General features: G+C 72.1%; 19 protein-coding genes. 8 read left to right on the top strand and 11 right to left on the bottom strand.

What is annotated here, in order from left to right; genetic code table 11:
* Positions 1-2: 2 nt before the first annotated feature.
* Genes B1759_RS14465 through B1759_RS14455 form a run of 3 tightly spaced genes read right to left on the bottom strand, consistent with a single transcriptional unit; the run spans position 3 to position 1,911 of the window.
* Entirely contained in the window at positions 3-533 is a 531-nt protein-coding gene (locus B1759_RS14465; protein WP_198948899.1) for a DinB family protein, read from the bottom strand.
* Positions 534-537: 4 nt separating this feature from the next.
* A complete protein-coding gene (gene ruvC / locus B1759_RS14460; RefSeq protein WP_158225279.1) occupies positions 538-1,089 on the bottom strand; it encodes a crossover junction endodeoxyribonuclease RuvC in 552 nt (183 codons plus the stop codon).
* Positions 1,090-1,131: 42 nt separating this feature from the next.
* Entirely contained in the window at positions 1,132-1,911 is a 780-nt protein-coding gene (locus tag B1759_RS14455) for a YebC/PmpR family DNA-binding transcriptional regulator (RefSeq protein ID WP_095515763.1), read from the bottom strand.
* Between the two features lie 234 nt (positions 1,912-2,145).
* On the opposite strand from B1759_RS14455, the gene B1759_RS14450 reads away from it, so the two are divergent.
* The 6 genes from B1759_RS14450 (at position 2,146) to B1759_RS14425 (ending at position 11,110) form a co-directional block, all read left to right on the top strand.
* Complete coding sequence (locus tag B1759_RS14450) at positions 2,146-2,973, top strand: SdiA-regulated domain-containing protein (protein WP_095515762.1); 828 nt, start codon at positions 2,146-2,148, stop codon at positions 2,971-2,973.
* A gap of 5 nt (positions 2,974-2,978) precedes the next feature.
* A complete protein-coding gene (locus B1759_RS14445; protein WP_095515761.1) occupies positions 2,979-6,737 on the top strand; it encodes a BamA/TamA family outer membrane protein in 3,759 nt (1,252 codons plus the stop codon).
* Positions 6,738-6,783: 46 nt separating this feature from the next.
* The gene (locus tag B1759_RS14440; RefSeq protein WP_095515760.1) at positions 6,784-7,611 is read left to right on the top strand and encodes a Pycsar system effector family protein; all 828 of its coding nucleotides are present in this window, start codon (positions 6,784-6,786) and stop codon (positions 7,609-7,611) included.
* Positions 7,612-7,694: 83 nt separating this feature from the next.
* A complete protein-coding gene (locus tag B1759_RS14435; protein ID WP_198948897.1) occupies positions 7,695-8,348 on the top strand; it encodes a histidine phosphatase family protein in 654 nt (217 codons plus the stop codon).
* A 52-nt stretch (positions 8,349-8,400) separates the two neighbouring features.
* On the top strand, positions 8,401-10,077 hold the full coding sequence (locus B1759_RS14430; RefSeq protein WP_095515759.1) for a TIGR00341 family protein: 1,677 nt from the start codon (positions 8,401-8,403) through the stop codon (positions 10,075-10,077).
* A 73-nt stretch (positions 10,078-10,150) separates the two neighbouring features.
* Positions 10,151-11,110, top strand: a complete 960-nt coding sequence (locus B1759_RS14425) for a DnaJ C-terminal domain-containing protein (protein WP_095515758.1) — start codon at positions 10,151-10,153, stop codon at positions 11,108-11,110.
* A gap of 6 nt (positions 11,111-11,116) precedes the next feature.
* Here B1759_RS14425 and B1759_RS14420 read toward each other — a convergent pair whose 3' ends face one another.
* Positions 11,117-14,527 carry a PAS domain-containing protein gene (locus tag B1759_RS14420; RefSeq protein ID WP_095515757.1) on the bottom strand — a complete coding sequence of 1,137 codons (3,411 nt, stop codon included), beginning with the start codon at positions 14,525-14,527 and terminating at the stop codon, positions 11,117-11,119.
* 293 nt (positions 14,528-14,820) lie between these two features.
* On the opposite strand from B1759_RS14420, the gene clpB reads away from it, so the two are divergent.
* Positions 14,821-17,481 carry an ATP-dependent chaperone ClpB gene (clpB, locus tag B1759_RS14415; protein WP_095515756.1) on the top strand — a complete coding sequence of 887 codons (2,661 nt, stop codon included), beginning with the start codon at positions 14,821-14,823 and terminating at the stop codon, positions 17,479-17,481.
* A 42-nt stretch (positions 17,482-17,523) separates the two neighbouring features.
* On the opposite strand, the gene B1759_RS14410 is transcribed toward clpB, so the two are convergent.
* The 3 genes from B1759_RS14410 to B1759_RS14400 form a co-directional block, all read right to left on the bottom strand.
* Positions 17,524-18,138: a PEP-CTERM sorting domain-containing protein gene (locus B1759_RS14410; RefSeq protein WP_095515755.1), complete on the bottom strand. Its 615-nt coding sequence runs from the start codon at positions 18,136-18,138 to the stop codon at positions 17,524-17,526.
* 121 nt (positions 18,139-18,259) lie between these two features.
* Entirely contained in the window at positions 18,260-18,613 is a 354-nt protein-coding gene (locus B1759_RS14405) for a VOC family protein (RefSeq protein WP_095515754.1), read from the bottom strand.
* A gap of 32 nt (positions 18,614-18,645) precedes the next feature.
* The gene (locus B1759_RS14400) at positions 18,646-19,047 is read right to left on the bottom strand and encodes an LCCL domain-containing protein (RefSeq protein WP_095515753.1); all 402 of its coding nucleotides are present in this window, start codon (positions 19,045-19,047) and stop codon (positions 18,646-18,648) included.
* Positions 19,048-19,191: 144 nt separating this feature from the next.
* Between B1759_RS14400 and B1759_RS14395 the strand changes: the two genes are divergently transcribed.
* The gene (locus B1759_RS14395; protein ID WP_095515752.1) at positions 19,192-20,238 is read left to right on the top strand and encodes a succinylglutamate desuccinylase/aspartoacylase family protein; all 1,047 of its coding nucleotides are present in this window, start codon (positions 19,192-19,194) and stop codon (positions 20,236-20,238) included.
* Positions 20,239-20,314: 76 nt separating this feature from the next.
* Here B1759_RS14395 and B1759_RS14390 read toward each other — a convergent pair whose 3' ends face one another.
* The 4 genes from B1759_RS14390 to B1759_RS20025 form a co-directional block, all read right to left on the bottom strand.
* Positions 20,315-21,757: an MATE family efflux transporter gene (locus B1759_RS14390; RefSeq protein WP_095515751.1), complete on the bottom strand. Its 1,443-nt coding sequence runs from the start codon at positions 21,755-21,757 to the stop codon at positions 20,315-20,317.
* A gap of 103 nt (positions 21,758-21,860) precedes the next feature.
* Positions 21,861-23,129, bottom strand: coding sequence for an RNA polymerase sigma factor (locus B1759_RS14385; RefSeq protein WP_095515750.1), 1,269 nt, complete (start codon positions 23,127-23,129; stop codon positions 21,861-21,863).
* Positions 23,126-23,503: a VOC family protein gene (locus B1759_RS14380; protein WP_095515749.1), complete on the bottom strand. Its 378-nt coding sequence runs from the start codon at positions 23,501-23,503 to the stop codon at positions 23,126-23,128. The genes B1759_RS14385 and B1759_RS14380 overlap by 4 nt, the downstream gene beginning before the upstream one ends.
* Positions 23,504-23,655: 152 nt before the next feature.
* Entirely contained in the window at positions 23,656-24,462 is an 807-nt protein-coding gene (locus B1759_RS20025; protein ID WP_198948895.1) for a YciI family protein, read from the bottom strand.
* Positions 24,463-24,581: the final 119 nt, after the last annotated feature.

Genomic DNA, 24,581 nt, shown 5'->3' with positions numbered 1-24,581 from the left:
CGCTACCCGTCGAACACGGACAGGAACGCGGTCCACGGCCCGACCTCGTCGCGGGACTGCCGGGCCAGCGTCCGTGCGATCTGGACGATGTGCCCGTGGTCGTGCACGACCCACGTCGCCAGCAGTTGCCGCAGCGTGACGAGGCCGAACGTCGGGTGGATGCCCGTCCGCTCCAGGTCCACCTCGGTGAGGTGGGCGGACCGGAGCCACGCGAGGTTTTCGGCGCGCGCGTCCGCGAAGGCGTCGAGCCACGCCGTCAGCGGGCGGTCTGTCGCCTGCTCGACCGAGCCGCCGATGTCGTACGGCGCGAAGGTCGGCGTCTCCTTCGCCAGGATCGCTCTCGCGCGAACCGTCCAGTCGACCCGTTCGCCATCGACGAGGTGGGCGACGACCTGCCGCGGGCTCCACGTGCCCGGCCCCTCGGTGCCGTCGACCCACTCGTCGGGGAGCGTCCTCAGCAGTGCGTCGAGGACGGCGGGCGTGCGGGCGAGGGCGGCCACGACGGCGTCGAGGCGGAAGGGGATCTGCGACACGGCGTCAGCGCACGCGGCCGGGGTTCGCCTTGATGAACGCCGCCCAGTCCTTCGGCGCTCCCGAGGCGGCCCCACTCGTCGCGCGGCGGGCGTGGCAGAGGGCGACCGCCAGCGCGTCCGAGGCGTCAAGCGCGCCGGAGTCCTCCAGCGTGAGGATCGCGCGGACCATGAACGCGACCTGCTCCTTGGCCGCCCGCCCCTTGCCCGTGACCGCCTTCTTGACCTCCGCCGGCGCGTACTGCGCGACCGGCAGTTCGCGGTGCATCGCGGCCAGCATCACCGTCGCTTCCACGCGGACGAGCTTGCGGAGCGACTGGACGTTCTGGCCCAGGAACGGCACCTCGACGGCCACCTCGTCGGGCAGGTGGCGGTCCACCAACTCGAGGATGCGGTCGTAGATGGTCCGCAGCCGGAGTGTGTGGTCCATGCCGTCCGGCAGGTCGATGGTGCCGAAGTCGAGCGCTCGCTCGTTGCGGTTCTCGATCTCGATCACGCCGAAGCCCGCCGTGCGTGTGCCGGGGTCGATGCCGAGGACGATCATGGAGGAGAGGGGCAAGAGGCACGAGACGTGGGACATGAGGCGAACGCCTCGCGCCCGCTACCCCTCGTAGGCGGCCAGTGCGGCGTCGTCGACCTGGAGCGTCGAGTAGACCGCCTGGATGTCCTGATGGTCGTCCAGTTGGTCGAGGAGGCGGAGGACCTTGGCGGCGTCCGACGGATCGAGCGCCGTGGTCGTGGTGGGGATGCGGACCAGGCCCGCCTCGGAGGTCTCGATGCCCGCCTCGGCGAGCGCCGCCTGCACGTCACCGAAGGCCTCCACGGGCGCCTCGACCACGAACACCGCTCCCTCCTCGCCCTCATCGCGGCGAAGGTCCTCGGCGCCTGCCTCGGCGACGAGGAGGAACACATCGTCCTCGGTGACCGGCGCGTCGCCCTCGTCGGCGCGGACGGGAATCTCGAAGACCGCCTTCTGGTCGAACAGGAACGCGACCGAGCCCGAGGTCCCGAGGTTACCGCCCGCCTTCGAGAAGAGGCTCCGGAGGTCGGCAACGGTGCGGTTGGTGTTGTCGGTGAGCGTCTCGACGAAGACCGCGATGCCGTTGGAGGCGTAGCCCTCGTAGGTGCCCTCCTCGTAGTCGGCCCCCTCGATCTCGCCGGTGCCGCGCTTGATGGCCCGCTCGATGTTGTCCTTGGGCATGTTGGCCGCCTTCGCCTGGTCGACCGCGAGCGCCAGCCGGGCGTTCATGTCGGGCGAGCCGCCGCCGTCCCGCGCCGCGATCATGATGTCACGCGTGATGCGGGCCCAGACCTTGGAGCGCTTCGCGTCCGCGGCGCCCTTCTTGCGCTTGATCTTCGACCATTTGTTGTGGCCTGCCATGTCGAATGCTGCTGAGTGTCGGTGCTCCGAAGGTACGGAGCGCCCGCACTGCTCCCGAGCCGCAGCGCGCGCCACGCGTTCCCCTTTTCTGCCTCGCGAACCGTCGGGATCGGAGACTGGAGAGACACGAGCACGCAGAGACGCGTCCACTGCCGGGAGAGTCGGAGGGCGAATTCCACGCCCCCGCACAGGGCCGGATGAACCGTCGGAGTCTCCTCGCGTTCACGACTGTCTATGCGCTTCGTTCTGTTCGCCCTCCTCGCTCTCGGATCCTGCGCCGACGCCACCCGCACTGCGCCAGGGCCCGAGCAGCCCGACGTCCTCCCCTACCGCCTCGACGCGCCCGACGCCGTGATCGCTCTGTCGGGCGAGCTGACGGAAACATCCGCGCTGACGGTCCTCCCGAGCGGCCGGCTGGGCACCCTCCAGGACGAGACCGGGACGCTCTACGAGATCCACCCCGCGACCGGTGCCGTCGTCGACCGGCTCGTGTTCGACGGCGCCGGCGACTTCGAGGGACTCGAACTGGCAGGCGACGCCGTCTGGGCGCTCCGCAGCGACGGCGACCTGTTCCGCCTGGCCCGCGACTCGACCGGCACCCCCACCGCCCGCAAGGTCGAGACGCCGCTCAAGAGCCGCAACGACACCGAGGGGCTGGCCTACGATGCGGCCAATCACCGCCTCCTCGTCGCTTGCAAGGAGTGGCCCGGCCACGACCTCGACGACGTCCGCGCGATCTACGCCTTCGACCTCGCCACCGAGACGATGGCCGAGCGGCCGGTCTACCTCCTCGACCAGGCCGCCGTCGACACCGACCTTCGCTTCCGGCCGTCCGCGCTCGCGATTCACCCGGCGACGGGGCAGATCTACGTGCTCTCGTCCGTTCGCCGCGCCATCGCCGTTCTCGACCCCGACGGCACGCTGCTCGGCGTCGCCGACCTCCACCTCGACGCCGCGCCCCAGCCCGAGGGCATCGCCTTCGCGGCCGACGGCACGCTGTACATCTCCAGTGAGGGGACCACCGGTCCCGGCACTCTCCTCCGCTTCGCTCCCACCCGCTAGGCTGCATGCGCCGACTGCTTCCTCTCCTCACGCTCCTCGCCCTCGTCGGCGGGTGTGCGACGACCGCCACCTACGTCGCCCCTGAGCGCCGGGCCGAGCCCGTGCCGCCGCTGCCCGGCGGTGAGATCGCGCACCGCGTGTTCCTGACCGGCAACACCGGCGACCTCGCCGACGGTGGCTCCGAGGCCGTCCTGCGCGCCTTCGCCACCGACGCCCGCGCCGCGGGCGAGAACGCCACCATCGCCCTCCTGGGCGACGTGACCGCCGACGGCATCCCGGCCGACGACGACCCGGCCCGCGCCGCAGCCGAGGCGCCTGTGCGCGCCCTCATCGCCGCGCTCGACGGCGTGCAGGGGGATGTGATCGTGGTCCCCGGCGACCGAGACTGGCGCCAGGGCGAGGACGGCCTCAAGCGCCTCGAAGACATTCTGGACGACGCCTTCGACACCGACGTGCTGACGCCGGGAGACCAGGCGGGCGGCCCGCGCGAGTCGTCGCCCGCGGAGGGCCTCCGGCTGATCGCCCTCGACACCGCGTGGTGGCTCGTCGACGCGGCCGACCGGCCCGACGGCGAGGCGGAAGACCAGGACATCCGCACGCCGGGCGACGTGACGCGCGTCCTGGAGCAGATCGTGCTCGACCGCGACGACGACCGGATCGTGGTGCTGGCTCACCACCCGCTCATCTCGCGCGGGCCCTATGGCGGCTTCCGCGGCGACCCGCTCACGGGCCTCGCGGCGCGGACGGTCGGCTTCAGCGCGCAGGACCTCGCCTCGCCTCGCTACCGCGCGCTGCGGACCTCGCTCGGGCGCGTGGCGGGCCTCCACAACGGCCTCGTCTGGGCGGCTTCGCATGACCGCATCCTCCAGACCTACGACGATGTCATCAACACGCTCCGGGCGCAGACCCACCTCGTGTCCGGCACGGGCGGCGGCGAGACGGCGCGGGCGGGCGCGGGCGGCGCGCAGTACGTGTCGTCCCAGCCCGGCTACCAGCGCCTCGTCTACTTCGCCGACGGCCGCCTCTGGACCGAGACCGTCGAGGTGGATGGCGCGGGCACGCCGCAGGTCGTCTTCCGCGCCGAGATCTCCGGCCCCAACGCCGAACTCGTGCCGGACCGCCTGCCCGACGCCATCGACCCGGCCGATCTGCCGGACACCGACGCCGTCGTGACCCGCGCCGCCGATGAGGACTTCCAGACGGACCGGTTCCAGAACGACCGCCTGACGCGCGCCCTCTTGGGCCGCAACTACCGCGACTCCTGGAAGACGCCAGTCGCGTTCCGCACCATCGACCTCGGCACCGAGTTCGGCGGGCTGGAGCCGGTCAAGATGGGCGGTGGCCAGCAGACGACCTCCCTCCGCCTGCTCGGCGGCGACGGCCACGAGTACGGCCTCCGCCTGCTGGAGAAGAGCGGCCTCTCCCAGGTGCCCTACGAACTCCGCGACGGCCTCGTGGGCGACCTCGTGCTGGAGCTCCGCGCGGCCATGAACCCGTACGCCTCGCTCGTGGCCGCGCCGCTGGCCCGCGCCGCAGGCGTCGCCCAGCCGTCGCCCGAGATCGTCTACATCCCCGACGACCCCCGCCTCGGGCGCTACCGCGAGACGTTCGGCGACAAGCTGGCCCTCTTCGAGGTCCGCCCCGACGACGACATGTCGGACGTGCCCGGCTTCGAAGGCATGTACGACGTGGGGTCGTCGGCCAACCTCCGCGAGGACCTGCGCGAGGACCAGGACCACCGCGTCGACCAGGAGGCCTTCCTCCGGGCGCGCCTCTTCGACCTGTTCATCGCCGACTGGGACCGCCACGCCGACCAGTGGCGCTGGGCGGCCTTCGAGCCCGGCGACCTGGACCCGACGCTCACCGGCGAGGACTCCACCAAGGGCAAGATCTACCGCCCCATCGCCCGCGACCGCGACTTCGCGCTCTACGACATCGGCGGGCTGCTCCAGTACCCGCTGCAGAAGTTCTACGACCGTCGCCTGAACGGGCTCGGGGAGCAGAGCAAGAGCGTCCGCGGGCTGATGCAGAACGGCTTCTACCAGGACCGGCGCTTCCTCAACGCCCTCGACGCGGCCGAGTGGGAGGCCGCCATCTCCAGCCTCCAGGCGTCGCTCACCGACGCTGCCATCGACCGCGCCGTCCGCGCCCTTCCGGAGCCCATCTATGCCGAGGTGGGAGACTACTGGACGACCGTGCTCCGCGGGCGCCGAGACCGCCTGGCCGAGATGGCACAGGAGTACTACGACCTCCAGGCCCACACCGTCGACGTGCTGGGCAGCGACGAGCGGGAGGCCTTCGACGCCGTGCGTTCCCCCGACGGGCGGCTCACCGTCACCGTCCGCTCGTACAAGGGCGGCGAGGACGGGCGCGAGCTCTACCGCCGCGAGTTCCTGCCGTCGGAGACCGAGGAGGTGCGCCTGTACGGCTTCGCCGGGCGCGACGTGTTCCGCCTGACCGGCGAGGGGCCGGACCGGATCGCGCTCCGCGTGATCGCGGGGGCCGGCGACGACGAGATCATCGCCCCCGCCGGCCACGTCGCCATCTACGACACGCCCGACGGCGCCACCCTCTCCGACCTCGGCCCCCGCGTCGAGGACCAGCGCTCCGACGACCCCGACGTGAACCGCTACGACGAGACTGAGCACGTGCTCGGCGACCGCAAGCTGTTCCCCACCGCGGGCTACCGCGCCACCGACGGCGTCCTGATCGGGGCGACGGCCGTGTGGAACGTGCCTGGCTTCCGGCTCCGCCCGTTCGCCGCGACGCACACGCTCTCGGTGAACTACGCCACGACCACGAGCGGGGTCGCGGGCTCCTACACGGGGCGGATGAAGAAGGCCGTCGGCGCGTTCGACCTCGACGTGGACGCCTTCGCATCGACGCCGCGCTACGCGCGCAACTTCTACGGCCTCGGCAACGGCTCGCGGAACATCCCCGGCGACCTCGCCCGCGTGGACCTCGCGCAGGTCCGTGCACGGGCGGGCTTCGGGACGCCGCTGGGCCAGGGCCTCCGGCTCATCGTCGGCCCGACGGCCCGCTTCGCGGACGCCTCGCGAGGCGAGCTCGCGATTCTGCCAGACGATGGCCCGACGCCCCTCTCGCAGCTCCCCGACGCGTCGTTCGAGGCGCAGGCGCATGCGGGCGGCTTCGGGCGCCTGGAGGCGTCGACGGCGTCGCTCGGCCCGAATCCCTTCCAGGGCCTCCGGGTGATGGCCGAAGGCTCGGTCTTCGCCGGGCTGACCGGCCCCGCCGACACGTACGGCACCGTCGGCGGCGAAGCGGTCGCCTACATCCCGGTCCGCCTCGCGCCGCAGCTCACGCTGGCCCTCCGCGCCGGTGCCGAGCACCGCATCGGCGACTTCCCGTTTTTCGACGGCGCCGTGCTCGGCGGGCCGGGCACGGTCCGCGGGTACCGCCGCGAGCGGTTCACCGGTCGGACGGCCGCGTCGGCCTCGGCCGAGGCGCGGATGAAGCTGTTCAACGTCGACGCCTACGTGCTGCCGCTCCAGGTCGGCGCCCTCGGCTTCGTCGACGCCGGCCGCGTCTGGGACAACCGGTACGTGAACTGCGGCATCACCGGCGACTGCGTCCCGCCACTCACTCCGTTCCAGTTGACCCCGACTTTCAGCAGCGACGACCTCCAGCTCGGTTACGGCGGCGGCCTGTGGATCGGCGTCCTCGACGCCGCCGTCGTCAACCTCACCGTCGGCGCCTCCGACGAGGCGACGCTGTTCACCTTCGGCGTCGGCTTCGCCTACTGACGCCGCCTCCCCGACCGTTCAGGCCGCCCCCCTTTCCGCCTCCCCCATGGACCCCTCCCCCACTCCCGATTCCGTCGCCGACGACGCCGGTGACGGCATGCCTGCCGCGGGCGCCACCGTGGACATGAGCCAGGTGGCCGGGGCGCGCGACGTGCCGGTCGCCCCCGACGACGCGCCGCACAAGAAGAAAAAGAAGACCAAGGAGATGACCGCCGTCGGCCCGTCGGACGGCGCCGTCTCGGCGGCCGACCAGGCGCTCGCCGAGCTCGGCACCAAGCGCGGCATCGAGACCCTGTTCCGGACCAGCTACCGGGTCAACATGGACCTCTCGTCGCTGGCCGATGCGAAGGCCAACATCATGATCTCGATCAACGGCCTGATCGTGTCCATCATGATCGCGTCGATCGCGCCGGGCATCGAGAAGAACCCCTGGCTCCTGATCCCGACGTCGCTGTTCCTGCTGGGCTGCCTGATCTCGCTCGTGTTCGCCGTGCTCGCCGCCCGGCCGCGCGTCCAGAGCACCGTCGTCACGCCCGAGGAAGTGCTCACGAAGCGCAAGAACCTGCTCTTCTTCGGCAACTTCAGCCACATGAACGAGAGCCAGTTCGTCGACACGCTCAAAGAGGTCGTGATGGACTCGACCCGGACCTACGAGATGATGATGAAGGACATCTACGGCGTCGGGAGCGTGCTCCAGAAGAAGTACGAGATGCTCCAGCGGTCGTACAGCGCGTTCCTGGTCGCGCTGGTCGTCGGCGTGATCGGCTTCATCATCGTGTTCACGTACGCGGCCCTCTTCGACCCCAGCGGGACGGCCCTCACGACGGTGCCCCCCTCGGGAGGCACGACGACCGTCCCGGGCATCCTCCCGTAAGCTCCGCGCAGGTGCGGTGCGGTTCGCCTCCCACCCTGGGAGCCCCTATCCTTCGGCGCCGTTCCCGGCCCCTTCCGTCGCTCATGAAGACCCTCCTCATCCTCCGCCACGCCAAGTCCGACTGGGACGTCGACTTCGGGGACGACCATGCCCGGCCGCTTGCCACGCGCGGCCAGAAGGGAGCCCGCAAGATGGGTCGCTTCCTGACGACGGCGCGCGTCGTGCCCGACCGCGCCCTCACGTCGTCGGCCGTGCGGGCTCGTGAGACGCTCGCCACGGCGGCCGAGGCAGGGGGGTGGACCGGGCCGGCCCGCGTCACCGACGCCCTCTACGAGGCCAGCCCGGAGGCCGTTCTCCGCGAGATCCAGGCCGAGGACGACGACGCCGACACGCTCATCGTGGTGGGCCATCAGCCGACGTGGAGCGCGCTCGTGTCGCTGCTCATCGGCGGCGGGCGCATCGAGATGAAGACCGCGACCGTGGCGCGCATCAGCCTGGAGGTCGAGCGCTGGGCGGACGTGGCGCCGGGCCGCGGCGTCCTGTCCGGGCTGCTCTCTCCGTCCGACCTCCGGCCCAACGCGTATCGCAAGCTGAAGAAGACGATCGACAAGGCCATCGAGGCACGCCAGAAGGCCGTCGCGCAGGCGGAGAAGGCGGCGGCCCCCAAGGCGAAGCCCCTCCGCCCGGCCTCGCTGCCTCGCGGCGGCGTGGACGCGACCGATCAGCCGGAGGCCTAGCCCTCCGCCTCGGCCCCCTCACCGTCCCGGTCGCCGCGCCCCGCCTCTCCGAATGCCCACCGACGACCCGGTCCTCGCCGAGGCCTCCGACGACGACTCGCCGATGGAGGAGGCCGCGCGGCGCCACTTCGGCCTCCGCACCTGGGACCGTCCGGCGCTGTACCGCGAGACCGCCGAGGCGGCCACCGACACGGACCTGCCGTTCTGGCTCGTGCTGCTCCTCTCGGGGGCCATCGCCACGCTGGGGCTCGTGCTCAACTCGACCGCCGTCGTCATCGGGGCGATGCTGGTGGCGCCTTTGCTGGGCCCGCTGCTAGGCCTGTCGCTGGCCCTCGCCGTCGGCGATGGGCGACTGTTCGTGCAGACCGCCGCGACGATCCTGCTGGGCGCCGCGGGCATCGTCGCGCTGGCCGCCCTGCTGACGGTGCTGCTGCCGTTCCACAGCGTGACCGACGAAATCGCCAGCCGGACGCGCCCGACGACGCTCGACCTGGGCATCGCGGTGTTCTCGGGCCTGGCGGGTGCCGTCGTAACGGCGTCGCGCGAGGCGCGGCTCTCGGCGTCCATCCCGGGCGTGGCCGTGGCCGTGGCGCTGGTACCGCCGCTCGGGGTGGCGGGATTCGGGATCGCCATCGGCAAGGTGGCCATTGCGAAGGGCGCGCTGCTGTTGTTCGGGGCGAACCTGGCGGGCATCGTCCTGAGCGGGATGCTGGTGTTCCTCATCATCGGAATGCACCGGGCGCCCGTGGTGAAGGCGGCAAGCGCGTGGCACGCCACGGAGGGCTCGACGGGCTTCGCGGCGCGCATCCACGAGGCGCGCTGGCTAAACCGGCTGCCGGGCCTGGCGAGCCCGCTCGCCCGCGTGCTGCTGGTGGTGGCGTTCATGGCCGCCGTGGCCGTCCCGCTGACCTCGTCGCTGCGGCAGGTCGTCCGCGAGGGGCGGGTGAGCCAGGCGATCGACGCCGTCGAGGCCCAGCTTCGCGCCGAGGATGCGTACGTCATCGACCGCGAGGTCACCTACGGCGAGGCGGGGTCGTCCGCCCGGCTGCGCGTAGCGACGGAGGCGTGGATCCCGGACGCGGCCGAGTCCGAACTCGCCGCCCAGGCGAGCGAGGAGGCCGGGGAGCCAGTGACGCTCGTGCTGGAGCAGATCCTGGCGTCCTCCGGCGACCTGGCGGCATTCGCCAACGCGCTCCCGGAGCGGCCCGCCGTGCGGTCGGTGCCGCAGACCACCGAGCCCGCCTCGGTGGCGGCGACGCTGGCGTCCGTCCGCGGTCGGCTGGCGGGGGTGCTGGGCGCCCTCGCCCTGCCCGACGGCGTCCAGGTCGTCGAGGGCGCCCTCGACGTGTCGACGGACGGACAGCCAACGCTCACCGTCGTCTACGCCGCCGCCCGCCGCCTACCGCCCGAGGCGGAGCAACTCCTCGCCCGACAGGCCGCGCAAGCGCTCCAGCTGGATCCCGGACAGGCCTCGGCTCGCGCCATCGTGACGGCCCCTCGCGCGCTGCCCGACTCGGCAGCGGCGACCTCGCTGGCAGCGCTGCTCGCCCGCACCCCCCGCCTCGGCGTCGTCCTGGACGGCGACACGGCAGCGGTCCGCGACGCTCGCGCCCGGTTGCTCGCAGCGGGCGCCCCCGCCTCCCGCATCCGGCTCACGCCGAGTGCCTCGCCGCCCCGGGCCCGTCTCACACTCGCGCCCGACTCGGCTCGCGCGGGCACGGCGCCCTGACGCACCGGAGCGCGCGAGGCCGGAACAGCGGCGGGCCGGGAGGGAGTACCACCGGGCCCATTCTCCCGCCCCCGTGCCCTCCACCTCGGACCCCTACACGACCCTCGGCGTCGCCGACGACGCCTCCGCAAAGGAGATAAAAAAGGCGTACCGCGCGCTCGCCCAGCAGTACCACCCGGACCGCAACGCGGGCGACCCGGCCGCGGAAGAGCGGTTCAAGGAGATCCAGGCCGCCTACGACCTCGTCGGCGACGAGACCAAGCGGCGGGCCTACGACCGGGCCAGACGCGATCCCTACGGTGGGCAGTACGAGGGGACGCCGTTCGGGGGCTTCCCCGGCCCCGGCGGTCCCGGCCGCTACTACCGCGCCCCCGACGGCACCTACGTCCGCGTCGACGCGACGGGCGCGGGGCCGGGCGGAGACCAGGACGCGTTCACGTTCGGTGGCGGCGGCGGCCTCGGCGACATCTTCGACCAGTTCTTCGGCGGCGCGGGCGGCGGCGGCGACACCGCTTTCCGGGGCGGGCGTGACGTCGAGACGACGGTCCGCCTGACGTTCGAGGAGGCACTGGCCGGGGGCAAGCGCGAGTTCCGAACGCCCGGCGGTGAGACGGTCCGCATCACGATCCCGAAGGGCGTCCGCGACGGCTTCAAGATCAAGCTGACCGGCAAGGGCGAGACGGCTCCCGGACCACGCGGGCCTGCAGGGGACCTCTTCATCACCTTCCGCGTCACGCCCGACGCTCGGTTCTCGCGCGACGGTGACGACCTCATCACGACCGAGACGATCACGGCCGTCGAAGCCATGCTCGGCACCACTCGGGAGGTACGCACCGCGACCGGCAAGACGGTCCGCCTGAAGGTGAAGCCCGGCACGCAGCCGGGGCGGCGCCTCCGCGTCAAAGGCCAGGGGGTGGAGACCGACGCGGGCCAGGGCGACCTGTTCGTCCTCATCGAGGTCTCCGTGCCGACGCTCTCGGACGGGGCCGCCGAGGGCCTCCGCGCCTGGGCCGAGGCCGAAGGGCTCGCTTAGCGCGGCCTACGCCGTTTCCCTCGACGCGCGGCGGGCGGCGAGGGCGCGGTCCAGCGCCGCCTGCATGCTGTCCAGCTGCACCGGCTTGGCGAGGTAGTCGTCGGCTCCGGCAGCGAGGCACTCCTCGCGGTCGCCCTGCATGGCGTTGGCCGTCAGCGCGACGATGTAGGGCGCCTGCGTCACCTCGGCCGCCTGGCGGATGGCGCGGGTGGCCTCCAGGCCGTCCATGACCGGCATCTGCACGTCCATGAACACGAGGTCGTAGGGGGTGTCTGCGTCAGCCTGCCGCACCACAGCCGCGACCGCCTCGGCCCCGTCGGAGACCACGTCGACCGCGCAGCCGAGCCGGTCGAGGAGGCGCACGGCCACCTTCTGGTTCACCACGTTGTCCTCGGCGAGCAGGATCCGGAGGGCTGCGGCGGGCTGAGCACGCGAGATCCAGGACGTCGAGCCCTGCGCCTGAGGCGCCGCGGCGGCCGGGCGACCGTCGAAGGCGTCGATCAGGATGTCGTACAGTTGCGACGGCTTGGTGGGCTTGTACAGGACGGCCGTGATGCCAGCCGCCCGCGTCTCCTCGCGGAGCCCGCCCTCCCGGTTGATGGAGGTCAGCATCACCATGACGGGCGGCGCGTCGGGCGCAAGCGCCCGCAGGGCATGGGCCGTGTCGACGCCGTTCATCTCGGGCATCTGCATGTCGAGCAGCACGAGATCGTAGGGCCGCCCGGCCACCATCGCCGCGCGGGCCGTGTCGATGGCCGCCGCGCCCGAGGCGACGGCGTCCGGCACCATGCGCCAGCGCGAGGCGAGGCGGGTCAGGATCTCGCGGTTGACGTCGTTGTCGTCGACGATCAGCACGCGGCGGCCCTGCAGCACGGGCTGCTCGCGCCGGAGGAACACGCGCCGCTCCGACGGCGCCACCTCGGCCTTCATCGAGAAGCGGAACGTGGACCCTTGGCCGAGGCGACTCTCGGCCTCCATCGTCCCGCCCATCATGTCCACGAGGCGGCGGCAGATCGTCAGGCCGAGGCCCGTTCCGCCGTACTTGCGGGTGGTCGAGGCGTCGGCCTGGGAGAAGCTCTCGAACACGAGGTCCATCTTGTCGGGCGCGATGCCGATGCCCGTGTCTTCGACCGCGAACTCAACCTCGCAGGTGGTCCCGGCCTCCGCATCGTGCGGCGCCGCGTCGACGCGGACGCAGACGCTGCCCTCGTGGGTGAACTTGACGGCGTTCGAAAGCAGGTTGACGAGCACCTGGCGGACGCGCGTCACGTCGCCGCGGACGGTCCGCGGCACGCCGTCTTCGACGAGGTAGGCCAGTTCGACGCCCTTCTCAGCCGCCGGCTGGGCCACCAGGTCGAGCGCCGCCTCGACGCACGTCCGGATGTCGAACGGCTGCACGTCGAGGTCGAGCATCCCGGCCTCGATCTTCGAGAAGTCGAGGATGTCGTTGATGATGGTCAGGAGCGCCTCGCCCGACGAGCGGATGGTCTCCACGAAGTCGTGCTGCTCCCGGTCGAGCGCGGTGTCCAGCAGGAGCGAGGTCATGCCGATAACGCCGTTCATGGGCGTCCGGATCTCGTGGCTCATGTTGGCCAGGAACTCGCTCTTGGCCCGGGTGGCCGCCTCGGCAGCCTCCTTGGCCTCGATGAGCGCCTTCTGCGCTGCCCGGTCGGCCGTGACGTCCCGGCTCACCCCGACGAGGCCGGCGACGGCGCCGGACGCGTCGCGTGTGACGAAGCGGGAGGTGACCGCCCGGACCGTTTGCCCACTGGGCAACGTGAAGTCGTGCTCCGTCCGCAGGAAGTCTCCCTCGGCAGCGAGCAGGGACTCGTCGCTCTGCCGGAAGCTCTTCGCCAGCGCGGGGGCGAACAGTTCGTCCGGCGTCCTCCCGACGATCTCCTCGGCCGGGTGCCCGAAGCAGTAGGCCGCGCCTCGGTTGAGGGCCAGGAACCGCCGGTCGTTGTCGAGGATGTAGATGGCGTCGGGAATCTCGTCGATGAGCGTCTGGAGGAGCTGCCTCTGCTCGGCGAGCGCACGCCCTCGCGCCTCGGCGGCTTCCTTCGCCTGCACGAGCGCCGCCTTGGCCTCGCGCTGGGCCGTGATGTCGCGGCTGACGCCGACGAGTCCGGTGACCGCGCCGTCACGGTCCCGGAGCGGGACCTTCGTGGTGAGCAGCCAGCCCCCTCCAAGCGCCTGCTCCTCTTTGTCGCGGATGGCGGCGCCCGTCTCGATCACGTAGAGATCGTCGGCGCGGGTGAGGGCGCCGAGGTCGGCGTCGACGTCCGAATCGGCGTAGCCGACGGCGTCCTCGGGGGTCTCGTAGCCGAGGGATCGCGCACTGGCGAGGTTCCGGAGCGTGGCTCGCCCCTCGCGGTCCTTGACGTAGATGTGGTCCGGGATGGTGTCGATGACCGTGCGGAGGAGCGCGCGCTGCTCGGCCACCTCGGCCTCCCGCGCCTCGGCGGCCTCCTTGGCCTCCAGCACGACCGCCCGCGCCGTCTTCTGCTCGGTCACGTCCCGCGTCACCCCGACGAGACCGACGACCGCCCCGGTGTCGTCGCGGAGCGGGACCCGCGACGTCACCACCCAGCCGGTCTGGCCGTCGAAGGCGTAGGGCTCCTCGTGGTCGAGGTCCGGCTCCCCGGCCCGCATCACCCGGTCCTCCTGGGCCCAGTAGTCGGCGGCGACCTGCGGGTCCTCCGACTGGTCGAACACGGTCAGGCCAACCGCCTCCTCCGGATCGTCGAAGCCCATCTGCTCGGCGCTGTACCGGTTGCGGATGAGGCACCTCCCCTCCCGGTCCTTGACGTAGACGTGCTGGGGGATGGCATCGATGACGGTCCGGAGCAGGCGTCCCTGCGCGGCAGCGGCGTCGCGCTGCGCGCGATAGGCGTGTCGCGTCCGCACCTGGGAGACCGCCGCGAACGAGATGAGCGTCGCCAGCACCCCGGCATAGGCGAGGGTGAGCGTGGTCTGCAGGCCATCCGCCCCGAGAACGAACAGGGGAATCGAACTGGCGGTCAGGTTCACGACCGCGGCGACCCACACGTGGCGCGGCTTCCGCGCATACGAGGCGAGCGCGAGGATGGCGGCGGAGGTGGCCGTGAGGATGGCGATGGTCCAGGCCTCTCCGAAACCGCTGAGCACGGCGAGCGTGGAGAAGTACGCGTTCATCATCGCACTCGCCCCCAGTGCCAGCCACCAGACGTGTCGTCGCACCCACTCGCTCGTGTACGTCCCGGCGAGGATGGCCAGGAACGGCGAGGCCATGACGGCCCGAAGCCACAGCATGTCGTGGGGACTCGGCCCGACGACCTGGTACATCCACCAGAAGCCGAAGGTGGTGAGCGCCCCCATGAGCAGCAGCCAGCGGAAGGCCTGGACGACGGCGGACGGACGACGGGAGGACGAGGACACGGGCCAGACAGAGAAGCGCGCGGGGGATATCGGCCTCTCGCACCGTGGACTCAACCGGAGGCCTCGTCACCCCCCCGGTCCCTGTGCACCGGTTCGGAGGAGAAACGGCCGCGCTCGGCGGCAGGGCGTCCCCCCCCTCTCCCCGTGGAACCGAGCGGGCGGGCGAGCACGACCCGCCCTTCGCCAATAACGGCTGACAGGGTGACAGACGAGGCCCCGATGGCACACCCTTCGCTCTCGACGCGTCGAAACCGACTTCGAACACGCGGCCCCGGCCGCCCCGCCCCCCGACCATGAACCTGCAGAAGTTTACCGTCAAGGCCCAGGAGGCCGTCCAGCGCGCCCTCGAGATCGCGCAGTCCAAGAACCACCAGGGCGTCGAGCCCCCGCACCTCTTGCAGGCGTTCCTGCAGGACGAGGGCGGCCTGATCCCCACCCTGCTCGACCGCCTCGGTGCGAATGCCGAGACCCTCGCTGCGCTCGCCGAGCGGGCCGTCGACAAGCTGCCTGTCGTGACCGGGGCCAGCGTGTCGGGCCAGTACATCGGCCAGGACCTCAACAAGGCGTTCGACCGGGCGCTCGCCGAGGCGGAGACGCTGAGCGACGAGTACGTCGCCTCGGAGCACCTGCTGATGGCGCTCGCCGAGGGCGACGGGCCGACGGCGAACGCGCTCAAGAGCCAGGGCGTCACCAAGGACACGCTGTTGGGCGTGCTCCAGGAGGTGCGCGGCGGCCAGCGCGTGCAGGACCCCTACGCCGAGTCCAAGTACGACGCGCTCAACCGCTACGCCCGCGACCTCAACGAGGCGGCCCGGAAAGGCCAGATCGACCCGGTGATCGGGCGCGACGACGAGATCCGGCGCGTGCTCCAGATCCTCTCGCGGCGGACGAAGAACAACCCCGTGTTGGTCGGCGAGCCGGGCGTCGGCAAGACGGCCATCGCGGAGGGGCTGGCGATCCGGATCGTCGAAGGCGACGTGCCCGAGGGGCTCCAGTCGAAGCGGATCCTGGCACTCGACATGGGCGCGCTGATCGCGGGCGCGAAGTACCGCGGCGAGTTCGAGGACCGCCTCAAGGCGGTCGTCAAGGACGTGACGGACGCGGCGGGCGAGATCATCCTGTTCATCGACGAGATCCACACGCTGGTCGGCGCGGGCGGCGGCGACGGCGCGATGGACGCGGCCAACATCCTGAAGCCCGCCCTGGCGCGCGGTGAGTTGCGGGCCATCGGCGCGACGACGCTGGACGAGTACCAGAAGTACTTCGAGAAGGACAAGGCGCTGGAGCGCCGCTTCCAGATGGTGCTCGTCGCCGAGCCGTCGGTGGAGGACACGGTCGCGATCCTGCGCGGCATCAAGGACCGGTACGAGGTCCACCACGGCGTGCGCATCACGGACGGCGCCATCGTGGCGGCGGCCGAGCTGTCGGACCGCTACGTCACCAGCCGCTTCCTGCCCGACAAGGCCATCGACCTGATCGACGAGGCGGCGTCGCGCCTGCGTCTGGAGATCGACTCGACGCCCGAAGAACTGGACTCCGTCGAGCGCGAGATCCGGACCCAGGAGATCGCGAGGGAGGCGGTCAAGCGTGAGGGCGACGATGCCCAGGTGGAGACCATCTCGGAGCGGCTGGCGAACCTCGAAGAGGAGCGCGACCGGCTCCGCGCGACCTGGGAGCAAGAGCGCGACCTGGTGACGACCATCAAGAACTCCCGCGCCTCCATCGAGGCCCTCAAGACCGAGGCGGCCGAGCAAGAGCGGCAGGGCGACTTCGCCCGCGTCGCCGAGATCCGCCACGGCCAGATCCCCGGCCTCCAGGAGCAGATCGACCGGGCGACGGAGCGGCTCGCCGAGGTCCAGTCGAACGGCGCGATGCTCAAAGAGGAGGTCGACGCGGAGGACATCGCGGACGTGATCTCGCGCGCCACCGGCATCCCGGTCTCGCGGATGTTGGCGACCGAGCGCGAGAAGCTGCTGCACCTGGAGGACGCCCTCGAACAGCGCGTCGTCGGGCAGCCCGAGGCCGTCGAGGCGGTGTCGAACGCGGTGCGCCGCTCGCGGGCCGGCCTGCAGGAGGCGAGCCGTCCGCTGGGCTCGTTCATCTTCCTGGGCACGACGGGCGTCGGCAAGACGGAGCTGGCGAAGGCGCTCGCCGAGCAGCTGTTCGACGACGAGGGCGCGCTGGTGCGGATCGACATGTCCGAGTACCAGGAGCGGCACACGGTGTCGCGACTGGTCGGTGCGCCTCCCGGCTACGTCGGCTACGACGAGGGCGGGCAGTTGACCGAAGCCGTGCGGCGGCGTCCGTACTCCGTCGTCCTCCTCGACGAGTTCGAGAAGGCGCACCCGGAGGTCTACAATGTGCTCCTGCAGGTGCTCGACGACGGCCGTCTGACCGATTCCAAGGGCCGCGTGGTCGACTTCTCGAACACGCTCATCATCATGACCTCCAACCTGGGCTCGGAGCTGATCACCCAGCGCCTGGGGACCGACCGCGAGATCTCGGAGTCGGAGATGGACGCCCTGCGCGATGAGCTGACGGGGATGCTGCGGACGCGCCTGCGGCCGGAGTTCCTCAACCGGATCGACGAGACGGTCGTGTTCCGGCCGCTGGGACGGACCCAGATCCGGCGCATCGTCGAAATCCTGTTCGAGCGGACGCGGGCGATGGCGCGCAAGGCCCACGGCCTGCGCCTCGTGCTGACCGACGCGGCCAAGGACGCGCTCGCGGCCGAGGGCTTCGACGCCGCGTTCGGCGCGCGGCCCCTCAAGCGGGTGCTCCAGCGCCAGGTCGCCAACAAGCTCGCCGAGCAGATCCTCGGCGGCCTGGTGGCCGACGGCGACGCGGTGGTGATCGACGCGGCGCCGGGCGGCGGCGTCTCGCTGGAGACGGTCCCGGCCGGCGAGGCCATCCCGGAGGCCGTCGGGCCGATGGCCCCGGCCGCCGAAGCGTAGGACCGGGTCCCCCCGCCTCGGTGCCGAGGCGGGGGCGTCAGGTCAGCGCTGCTCGGCGTGGATCGCGCCGACGGCATCCACGTCGGCGCCGGGCGTGGAGCCGCCGCTGCCGCCCTGCTCGGGGTCGTCGGTGAGCCGCACGAACCGGTACTGCGCGCCGCTCCGGCCGCGCCCGGCGATGTCGAGCAGGGCCGACGAGCCCTCGACGCGACCCAGCATCAGGTAGTCACGCCCGTCGACGGAGATCTCGACCGTCATGGCCTCGACGTCGGGGCCGATCTCGAAGATGGCGAGGTCATCGCCGGGGCCGTCGTAGAGGGTGTTGTTGGTGAACTCGAACACGGCCACGCCGCCGCTCGTGAGCGTCAGGTAGCACTCGTCGCCACTGGGGCAGCGGTCGGTGTCGTAGTCCGGCGGGCCGACGGCCTGGGACGGGTCGGCGTAGGCCGCCGACAACTCGCGCGTCGGCCGGAACGAGTCGACGCGGTCGGCGAAGGCGACGGCGCCGAGCGCAAACCGGACCCGCTCCCCCTGAGCGGTGTCGTAGGTCGTCGGCGAGGAGGACAGGGTGCCGTTGAGGGTGTCGCGTGCGACCTGTTCGAGCTGGGAGCAGCCGGTGGCGACGAGGAGAGCGAGCAGAACGAGGAGGGAGCGCATGGGTCCGGGGAGGCAAAAAGAAACGGCGCCTGATTGGAGCCACCCCCACTACCGCGTCTGCCTCGTTCGCCTGTCACGCCGCCTGTGCCGTCTTGCCCGCCACGGCGCCGGGGCGGGGTGGCTACTTCTCGGCCCAGACCGCCAGTTCGTTGCCGCTGGGGTCGGTGAAGTGGAAGCGCCGCCCTCCGGGGAAGCCGAACGGCGGCGTAGAGACGGTGCCGCCTGCCGCTTCGACGGCCGCTACGCTGGCTTCCAGGTCGTCGGAGTAGAGGATCACCAGGGGGCCGCCGGGACGGAGCGTGTCGGACTGCTCCATGCCGCCGGCCTCACCGTCGCCGCCGGGCCGCTGGATGCCCGCGTAGCTCGGGCCGTAGTCGGTGAAGACCCAGTCGAAGGCGTCGCTGTAGAAGCGTTTGGCCTCGCTCAGGTCGCGGACGGTGAACTCGATGTAGTCGATGGCGTGGTGCGTGGGCATAGGGCTCGGGCAGGGGCGGAGTCGCAGCGAGGTTAGCGAACGACGGCGAAGCTGCCCCCCCAGGATCCGTAGTCCTCCGTCTCAACCCCGTTTCGGACGCTCCCGACGTACTGCTCCTGGCCTGGGCGCATCTCGATGACGACGCGCCCTCCGGAGGCGTAGGTGATGGCACCGGCGTGGACGCCCGCCCGGCAGACGCTCGAGTCGTCGGTGTAGGGGCCGGAGCCCCAGACAATGGCGCCCCGGTCGCTCTCGGGCGGGTTCGGCGAACAGACGAAGGCGTACCGGCCCATCGCCTCGCGGCCTACGCGTGCGTCGGTGCTCCACGTCGCATCGACGGTCTGGGCGACTTCGACGGCCGGGGCGGCCTGGTCGGAGGAGGAGCAGCCTGCGACGGACGCGAGCAGGAGAAGGGCACAGGAAAGGCGGCGCATGGCGAGAGGGGCTGAGGAGGAAAGCGGGGCGTTGGGCCCCGGGACCGTCCTGAGTACGCGATCGCCGGAGGGCGCCTGTCACCGGATTCGGCCCTGAGGTTCCGCGCCTCGGCACCGAGGCGGCAAGATCCGTAGTCTCCCGGCATGACCCCCTCCCCCCTGCCCGAGCCCCTTGTCATCGGCGGCGCCGAGATCCCGCGCGGGACGCGGCGGACGATCCGCCTCCCCATCGCACCGCTCTACACGCTCGCGGCGATGGCGATGCCCGTCCACGTGGTGCGGGGCCGGCGCGACGGGCCGCGGCTGTTCGTGTCGGCGGCGATCCACGGCGACGAGATCCTGGGCGTCGAGATCATCCGGCGGCTGCTGGGGCTGCGGTTGCTGAAGCACCTCCGCGGGACGTTGATCGCGGTGCCGGTGGTGAACGTGTACGGCTACACGGCGCGGTCGCGGTACCTGCCCGACCGGCGCGACCTGAACCGCTCGTTTCCCGGCTCGCCGACCGGGTCGATGGCGTCGCGGCTGGCGCACACGTTCATGGAGGAGGTGGTGGCGAACGCGACGCACGGGATCGACCTCCACACGGGGGCGCTGAACCGGACGAACCTGCCGCAGGTGCGGGTGTCGCTGGACCAGGAGGACGCCGTCGCGATGGCGCACGGGTTTCGGGTGCCGCTGATCCTGCACGCCAACCTGCGCGACGGCTCGATGCGGCAGACGGTGCTGGAGCACGGCGTGCCGGTGCTGCTCTACGAGGCCGGCGAGGCGCTGCGGCTGGACGAGCGGTCGGTGCGGATCGGGCTGCGGGGGGTGGTCTCGGTGATGCGCGGGCTCGGGATGCTGCCCAAGACGGCGCCGACGCGCGTGGTGCCGCCGCTGATCGCGCGGAGCAGCGGGTGGACGCGGGCCGAGGAGAGCGGCACGCTCCAGATGACGCGCGACATCGGCGACCTCGTGGAGGAGGGCGAGCAGGTGGGCACGCTGACGGCGCCGCTGGGCGACCACTCGCGGCCGGTCCTGTCGCGCGACTCGGGGCTCATCATCGGCAAGACGCAGTTGCCGCTGGTGTACGAGGGCGAGGCGCTGTTCCACGTCGCCCGGCTGGATGCGCCGGACACGGCGGAGGCGCGGCTGGCGACGTACGAGGACCGGCTCTCGGGGTGGCGGGAGCCGGTGGAGGCGGATCACTGACCGGGGCGCGGCCTCGGCGACCCGGCCCGCCTCGGCGCCGAGGCGGGCACAGTCGACGGGAGCCGAACACCGGTCCTCACACCATCGTCGCCTTCCAGGTGCCGCGGCGGAAGAGGACGGCGGCCAGGAGGGCGGCGGCGAGGTTCGCGATCGTAATCGAGAGGTAGACGCCCAACTCGCCCAGCCCGAGCGGGAACGCCAACGCCCACGCGACGGGCACCTGGAGCGCCCAGAAGCAGGCCAGGTTGATCCAGGTCGGCGTGAGCGTGTCGCCGGCGCCGTTGAAGGCCTGGGGGATCACCATCGCCCACGCGAAGATGACGTACCCGTAGGCGAGGACGCGGAGGCACTCGGCCCCCGTCGCGACCACGCCCGCCTCGTCGGTGAACAGCCGGACGAGCGCCTCGTCCCAGACGACGTAGGCGACCGACACCAGGCCGAGCAGCGCCATCGTCACCCAGCCCGCGATCCAGACCGACCGCTCGGCGCGCTCGGGCTTCCCGGCGCCCAGGTTCTGGCCCACCAGCGTCGCCGCGGCGTTCGCCAGCCCCCACGCGGGGAGCAGCGTGAACAGAAAGATGCGGATGGCGATGGTGTAGCCCGCCAGCGAGTCTGCCCCGAACTCGGCCACGATGCGGACCAGGAAGACCCACGACGTGGTGGCGACGCCGAACTGCGCGATCCCGCCGAGGGAGGTCCGCACGATGCGGTCCATCACGTCGGCCTGGAGGCGGAGGTGGCGGGCGAGGACGCGGAGGTGCTGGCTCCCGCGCAGCAGCACGATCAGTTGGACGAGCACCGCGATCCCCCGGCCGATGGTGGTGGCGATGGCCGCGCCGGTGACGCCCCACTCCGGGAACGGCCCCCAGCCGAAGATCAGCATCGGGTCGAGGATCAGGTTGATGCCGTTGGCCAGCCACAGCACGCGCATCGCAATGGCCGCGTCGCCCGCGCCCCGGAAGACGGCGTTGAGCACGAACAGCAGCATGATGACGGCGTTGCCGCCCAGCATCCAGGCCATGTAGCCCGCGCCGACGGCCGCCGTCTCGGCGTCGGCGCCCATCAGCGTCAGCAGGCCGTCGCTGTACCAGATGCCGACGACGGCGAACGGGATGGAGGCCGCGGCCGCCACCGCGACCGCCTGCACCGCCGCCCGCGCCGCGCCGTCGGGGTCCTTCTCCCCGATCCGCCGGGAGACGACGGCCGTGGCCGCCATCGACAACCCCATCGCGACGGCGTACATCAGCGACAGGACGGACTCGGTCAGCCCGACGGCCGCGACGGCGGGGGCGCCGAGCGACGCGACCCAGTACACGTCCACGACGGCGAAGACGGACTCCATGACCATCTCCAGCACCATCGGGACGGCCAGCAGCAGCAGCGCCGTCCCGATGGGCCCCTCGGTGTAGTCGCGGGCCGTCCCCCGGAGGGCGGCGAGCATCTCGCGCCCCAGCGACCGCGGTGCGTCGGGCGCGGAGGGATCGGACCCGTCGGCCTCGGGGGTGGCAGGAGAGGTCATCGCGGGCGGCAAGAGGGTCGCTCAAGCTCGCCCGGGCGAGCGACAGAGGCGCGTCGCGTGTGTGAACCATGACCCCGTCCGCCTCGGCGCCGAGGCGGGAGGGTCAGAGGCGGGCGGCCCGGTCGAGGAGGAGCGTCCGCTCGCGCTCGTTGCGGGTGAGGGCCGCGGCGGCCTCGAAGGCGGCGCGCGCCTCGTCGGCCCGGCCGAGCCTGTCCAGCAGGTCGCCGCGGACGGCGTCAAGGAGGTGGTAGCCGTCGAGGGTGCCCGACTCGGCCAGGGCGTCGGCGAGGGCCAGTCCGGCGGCGGGCCCCTCGGCGAAGGAGACCGCGACGGCCCGGTTCAGCTCCACCACGGGGGACGGGTGGATCGCGTAGAGGGCTGCGTAGAGCGCCGCGATCTCGGCCCAGTCGGTATCGGTGGACGCCCGCGCGCGGGCGTGGCAGGCGGCGATCGCGGCCTGGAGGAGGTACGGGCCGGGCGCTCCGCCTGCGAGTGCGGCGCCCCGGTCCAGCGCCGCCAGCCCGCGGCGGACGAGCAGGCCGTCCCACCGCGACCGGTCCTGGTCCATCAGCAGCACCGGCTCGCCGTCGGAGCCGACGCGCGCGGGGAGGCGCGACGCCTGGACCTCCATGAGTGAGACCAAGCCGTGGACCTCCGGCTCGTCGGGCAGGAGCGCGGCGAGGACGCGGCCGAGGCGGAGGGCGTCCTCGCAGAGTGCCGGCCGCGCCCAGTCGTCGCCCGAGGTGGCCGTGTAGCCCTCGTTGAAGACGAGGTAGACCACGCGCAGCACGTCGGCGAGCCGGGCGGGCAGGTCGGCGGCGCGCGGCACCTCGAACGGCGCCCCGAGGTCGCGGAGGGTCTTCTTGGCGCGCACGATGCGCTGGGCGACCGTCGGCACGGGCGTGAGGAAGGCGCGGGCGATCTCGTCGGTGGTGAGGCCGCCGAACAGGCGCAACGTGAGCGCGACGCGCGCCTCGGTGCTCAGCGCCGGGTGGCAGGTCGTGAACACGAGCCGCAGGAGGTCGTCGCCCACGGGGTCGTCGAGGGCGTCGTGGAGATCGGCGGCGGCGTCGGGCACCTCGTGGTCGCGGGCGATCTCGGCGTGGGCGCGGTCCAGCATCGGCGCGCGGCGGAGGGCGTCGAGCGCGCGGCGCCGGGCCGTCGTGGTGAGCCACGCGCCCGGGCTCTGCGGGATGCCGGTCGTGGGCCACGATTCGAGGGCCGCCACGAGGGCGTCGTGGGCGAGATCCTCGGCCGCGCCAAGGTCGCCGGTCAGCCGCACCAGCGTCGCGATCAGCTGGGCGGACTCCAGCCGCCACGTGGTCTCGACGGCCGCGCGGACCGCCTCAGCGGAGGGCTCGGCGTCGGTCACGCCGCCTCGGGGTCGGGCTGGACGAGGCCGAACGTGTTGACCGCTGGGTCGAGGAAGTAGCCCTGCCAGCACACGCCGGGGATGGCAAACTTGTCCATCGCCACGCGCCCGCCGCGCGCCTGGATGGCCTCCGCCGTGACATCGAAGTCCGCGACCTCGAAGGAGCAGACGTACGCGTTCGTGCCGTGTGAACCCGCCGGTACGGGCGCCGGGCGCTGGAGAATGCCGCCGCGCATCCCGTGGGCCTCGATGCGCCAGTACGGGATGGGGAGCGCCGGGTCGCGCTCGGCGGTCCAGCCGAAGACCTCAGCGTAGAACGTCGCGGTGGCCTCGGGGTCGTCGGCCTGGATTTCGAAGTAGACGAGTTGGCTCATGAGTCGAAGGGGTGGAAACGGGGCGCTGCGTGCCGAGGGGTCCGTGCCCCTCGGCTGGACCCGCGTCACGTGCCGGATCGGACCGACGCGGGTCTCGGGTCGAAAGGAACGCGGACGGCAGTGACATCCCCGCTTCCCACCCCAGTCGCGGATCAGTCAGTCTGGGTACGAGCGGCGGCCTCGGCGCGGAGGCGGTCCTCCTGTGCCTGGAGCTCCGGCGTGAAGGCCTCGCCGAAGTCCTCGGCCCCGTAGACCGGTCGGATCTCGCTCGTGCCGTCGCCGACGACCCGGCCGAACCGCTCGGACCACGGGCGGAGGGCCTCCAGCGAGTCGGCCTGGTAGACGGCGTACCCGCCGATGACCTCCTTCGACTCCGAGAACGGCCCGTCCACGACGGTCGGCGTCCCGTCCTCGAACACGACCCGCGCCCCGACCGCCGACGGGAGCAGCCCGCCCGCTTCGAGCAGGACGCCCGCCGCCGCAGTGTCGGCCATGAGCTGGCCCATGGCCTGCTGCATCTCAGCCGACGGCTCGGTCTGGGTCTCGGCCTGAGGCGGAGCGCTCCAGATGGCGATGAACTGGCGCCGGGCGGGGTCCGGAGTGCCGAACGAGGGGACCGGCTCGTGCACCTGGCGGACCTCCAGCGTCACGTCGCCGTCCTCGGCGGGCCAGCGGCGAGCCCAGGCGACGGCCTCGTCGAGCGAGCGCGCCTGGATCGTGGTGAAGCCGGCCACGAGTTCCTTGGTCTCGGCGAACGGGCCGTCGGTGACGGTGGCCTCGCCGCCGGTGTAGTGGTAGCGGACGCCCTCGGCGGAGGGCTTGAGGCCCTCGCCCGCCAGCAGCACGCCCGCGCGGGAGAGGGACTCGTTGTAGGCCGTCATGGCCGTCAGGAGGTCGGTCGAGGGAAGCAGGCCGGCCTCGGTCTGGGCGTCGGCCTTGCGGAAAATCATGAAGCGCATCGTCGGGAGGGTCTGGGACGGCGGGGGGCTCTCCCCCACTCTATCCACCCGACGAACGGGCATGACGCAGATCGACACGTCCCGTCGATTTTTTTCTCGCCCACCCTCGGCCCGAGGCG

The organism is Rubrivirga sp. SAORIC476, assembly GCF_002283555.1.
Taxonomy (GTDB): Bacteria; Bacteroidota; Rhodothermia; order Rhodothermales; family Rubricoccaceae; genus Rubrivirga.
The sequence above is the reverse complement of the archived record's forward strand: the minus strand, read 5'-3'. Positions and strand labels throughout refer to the sequence as shown.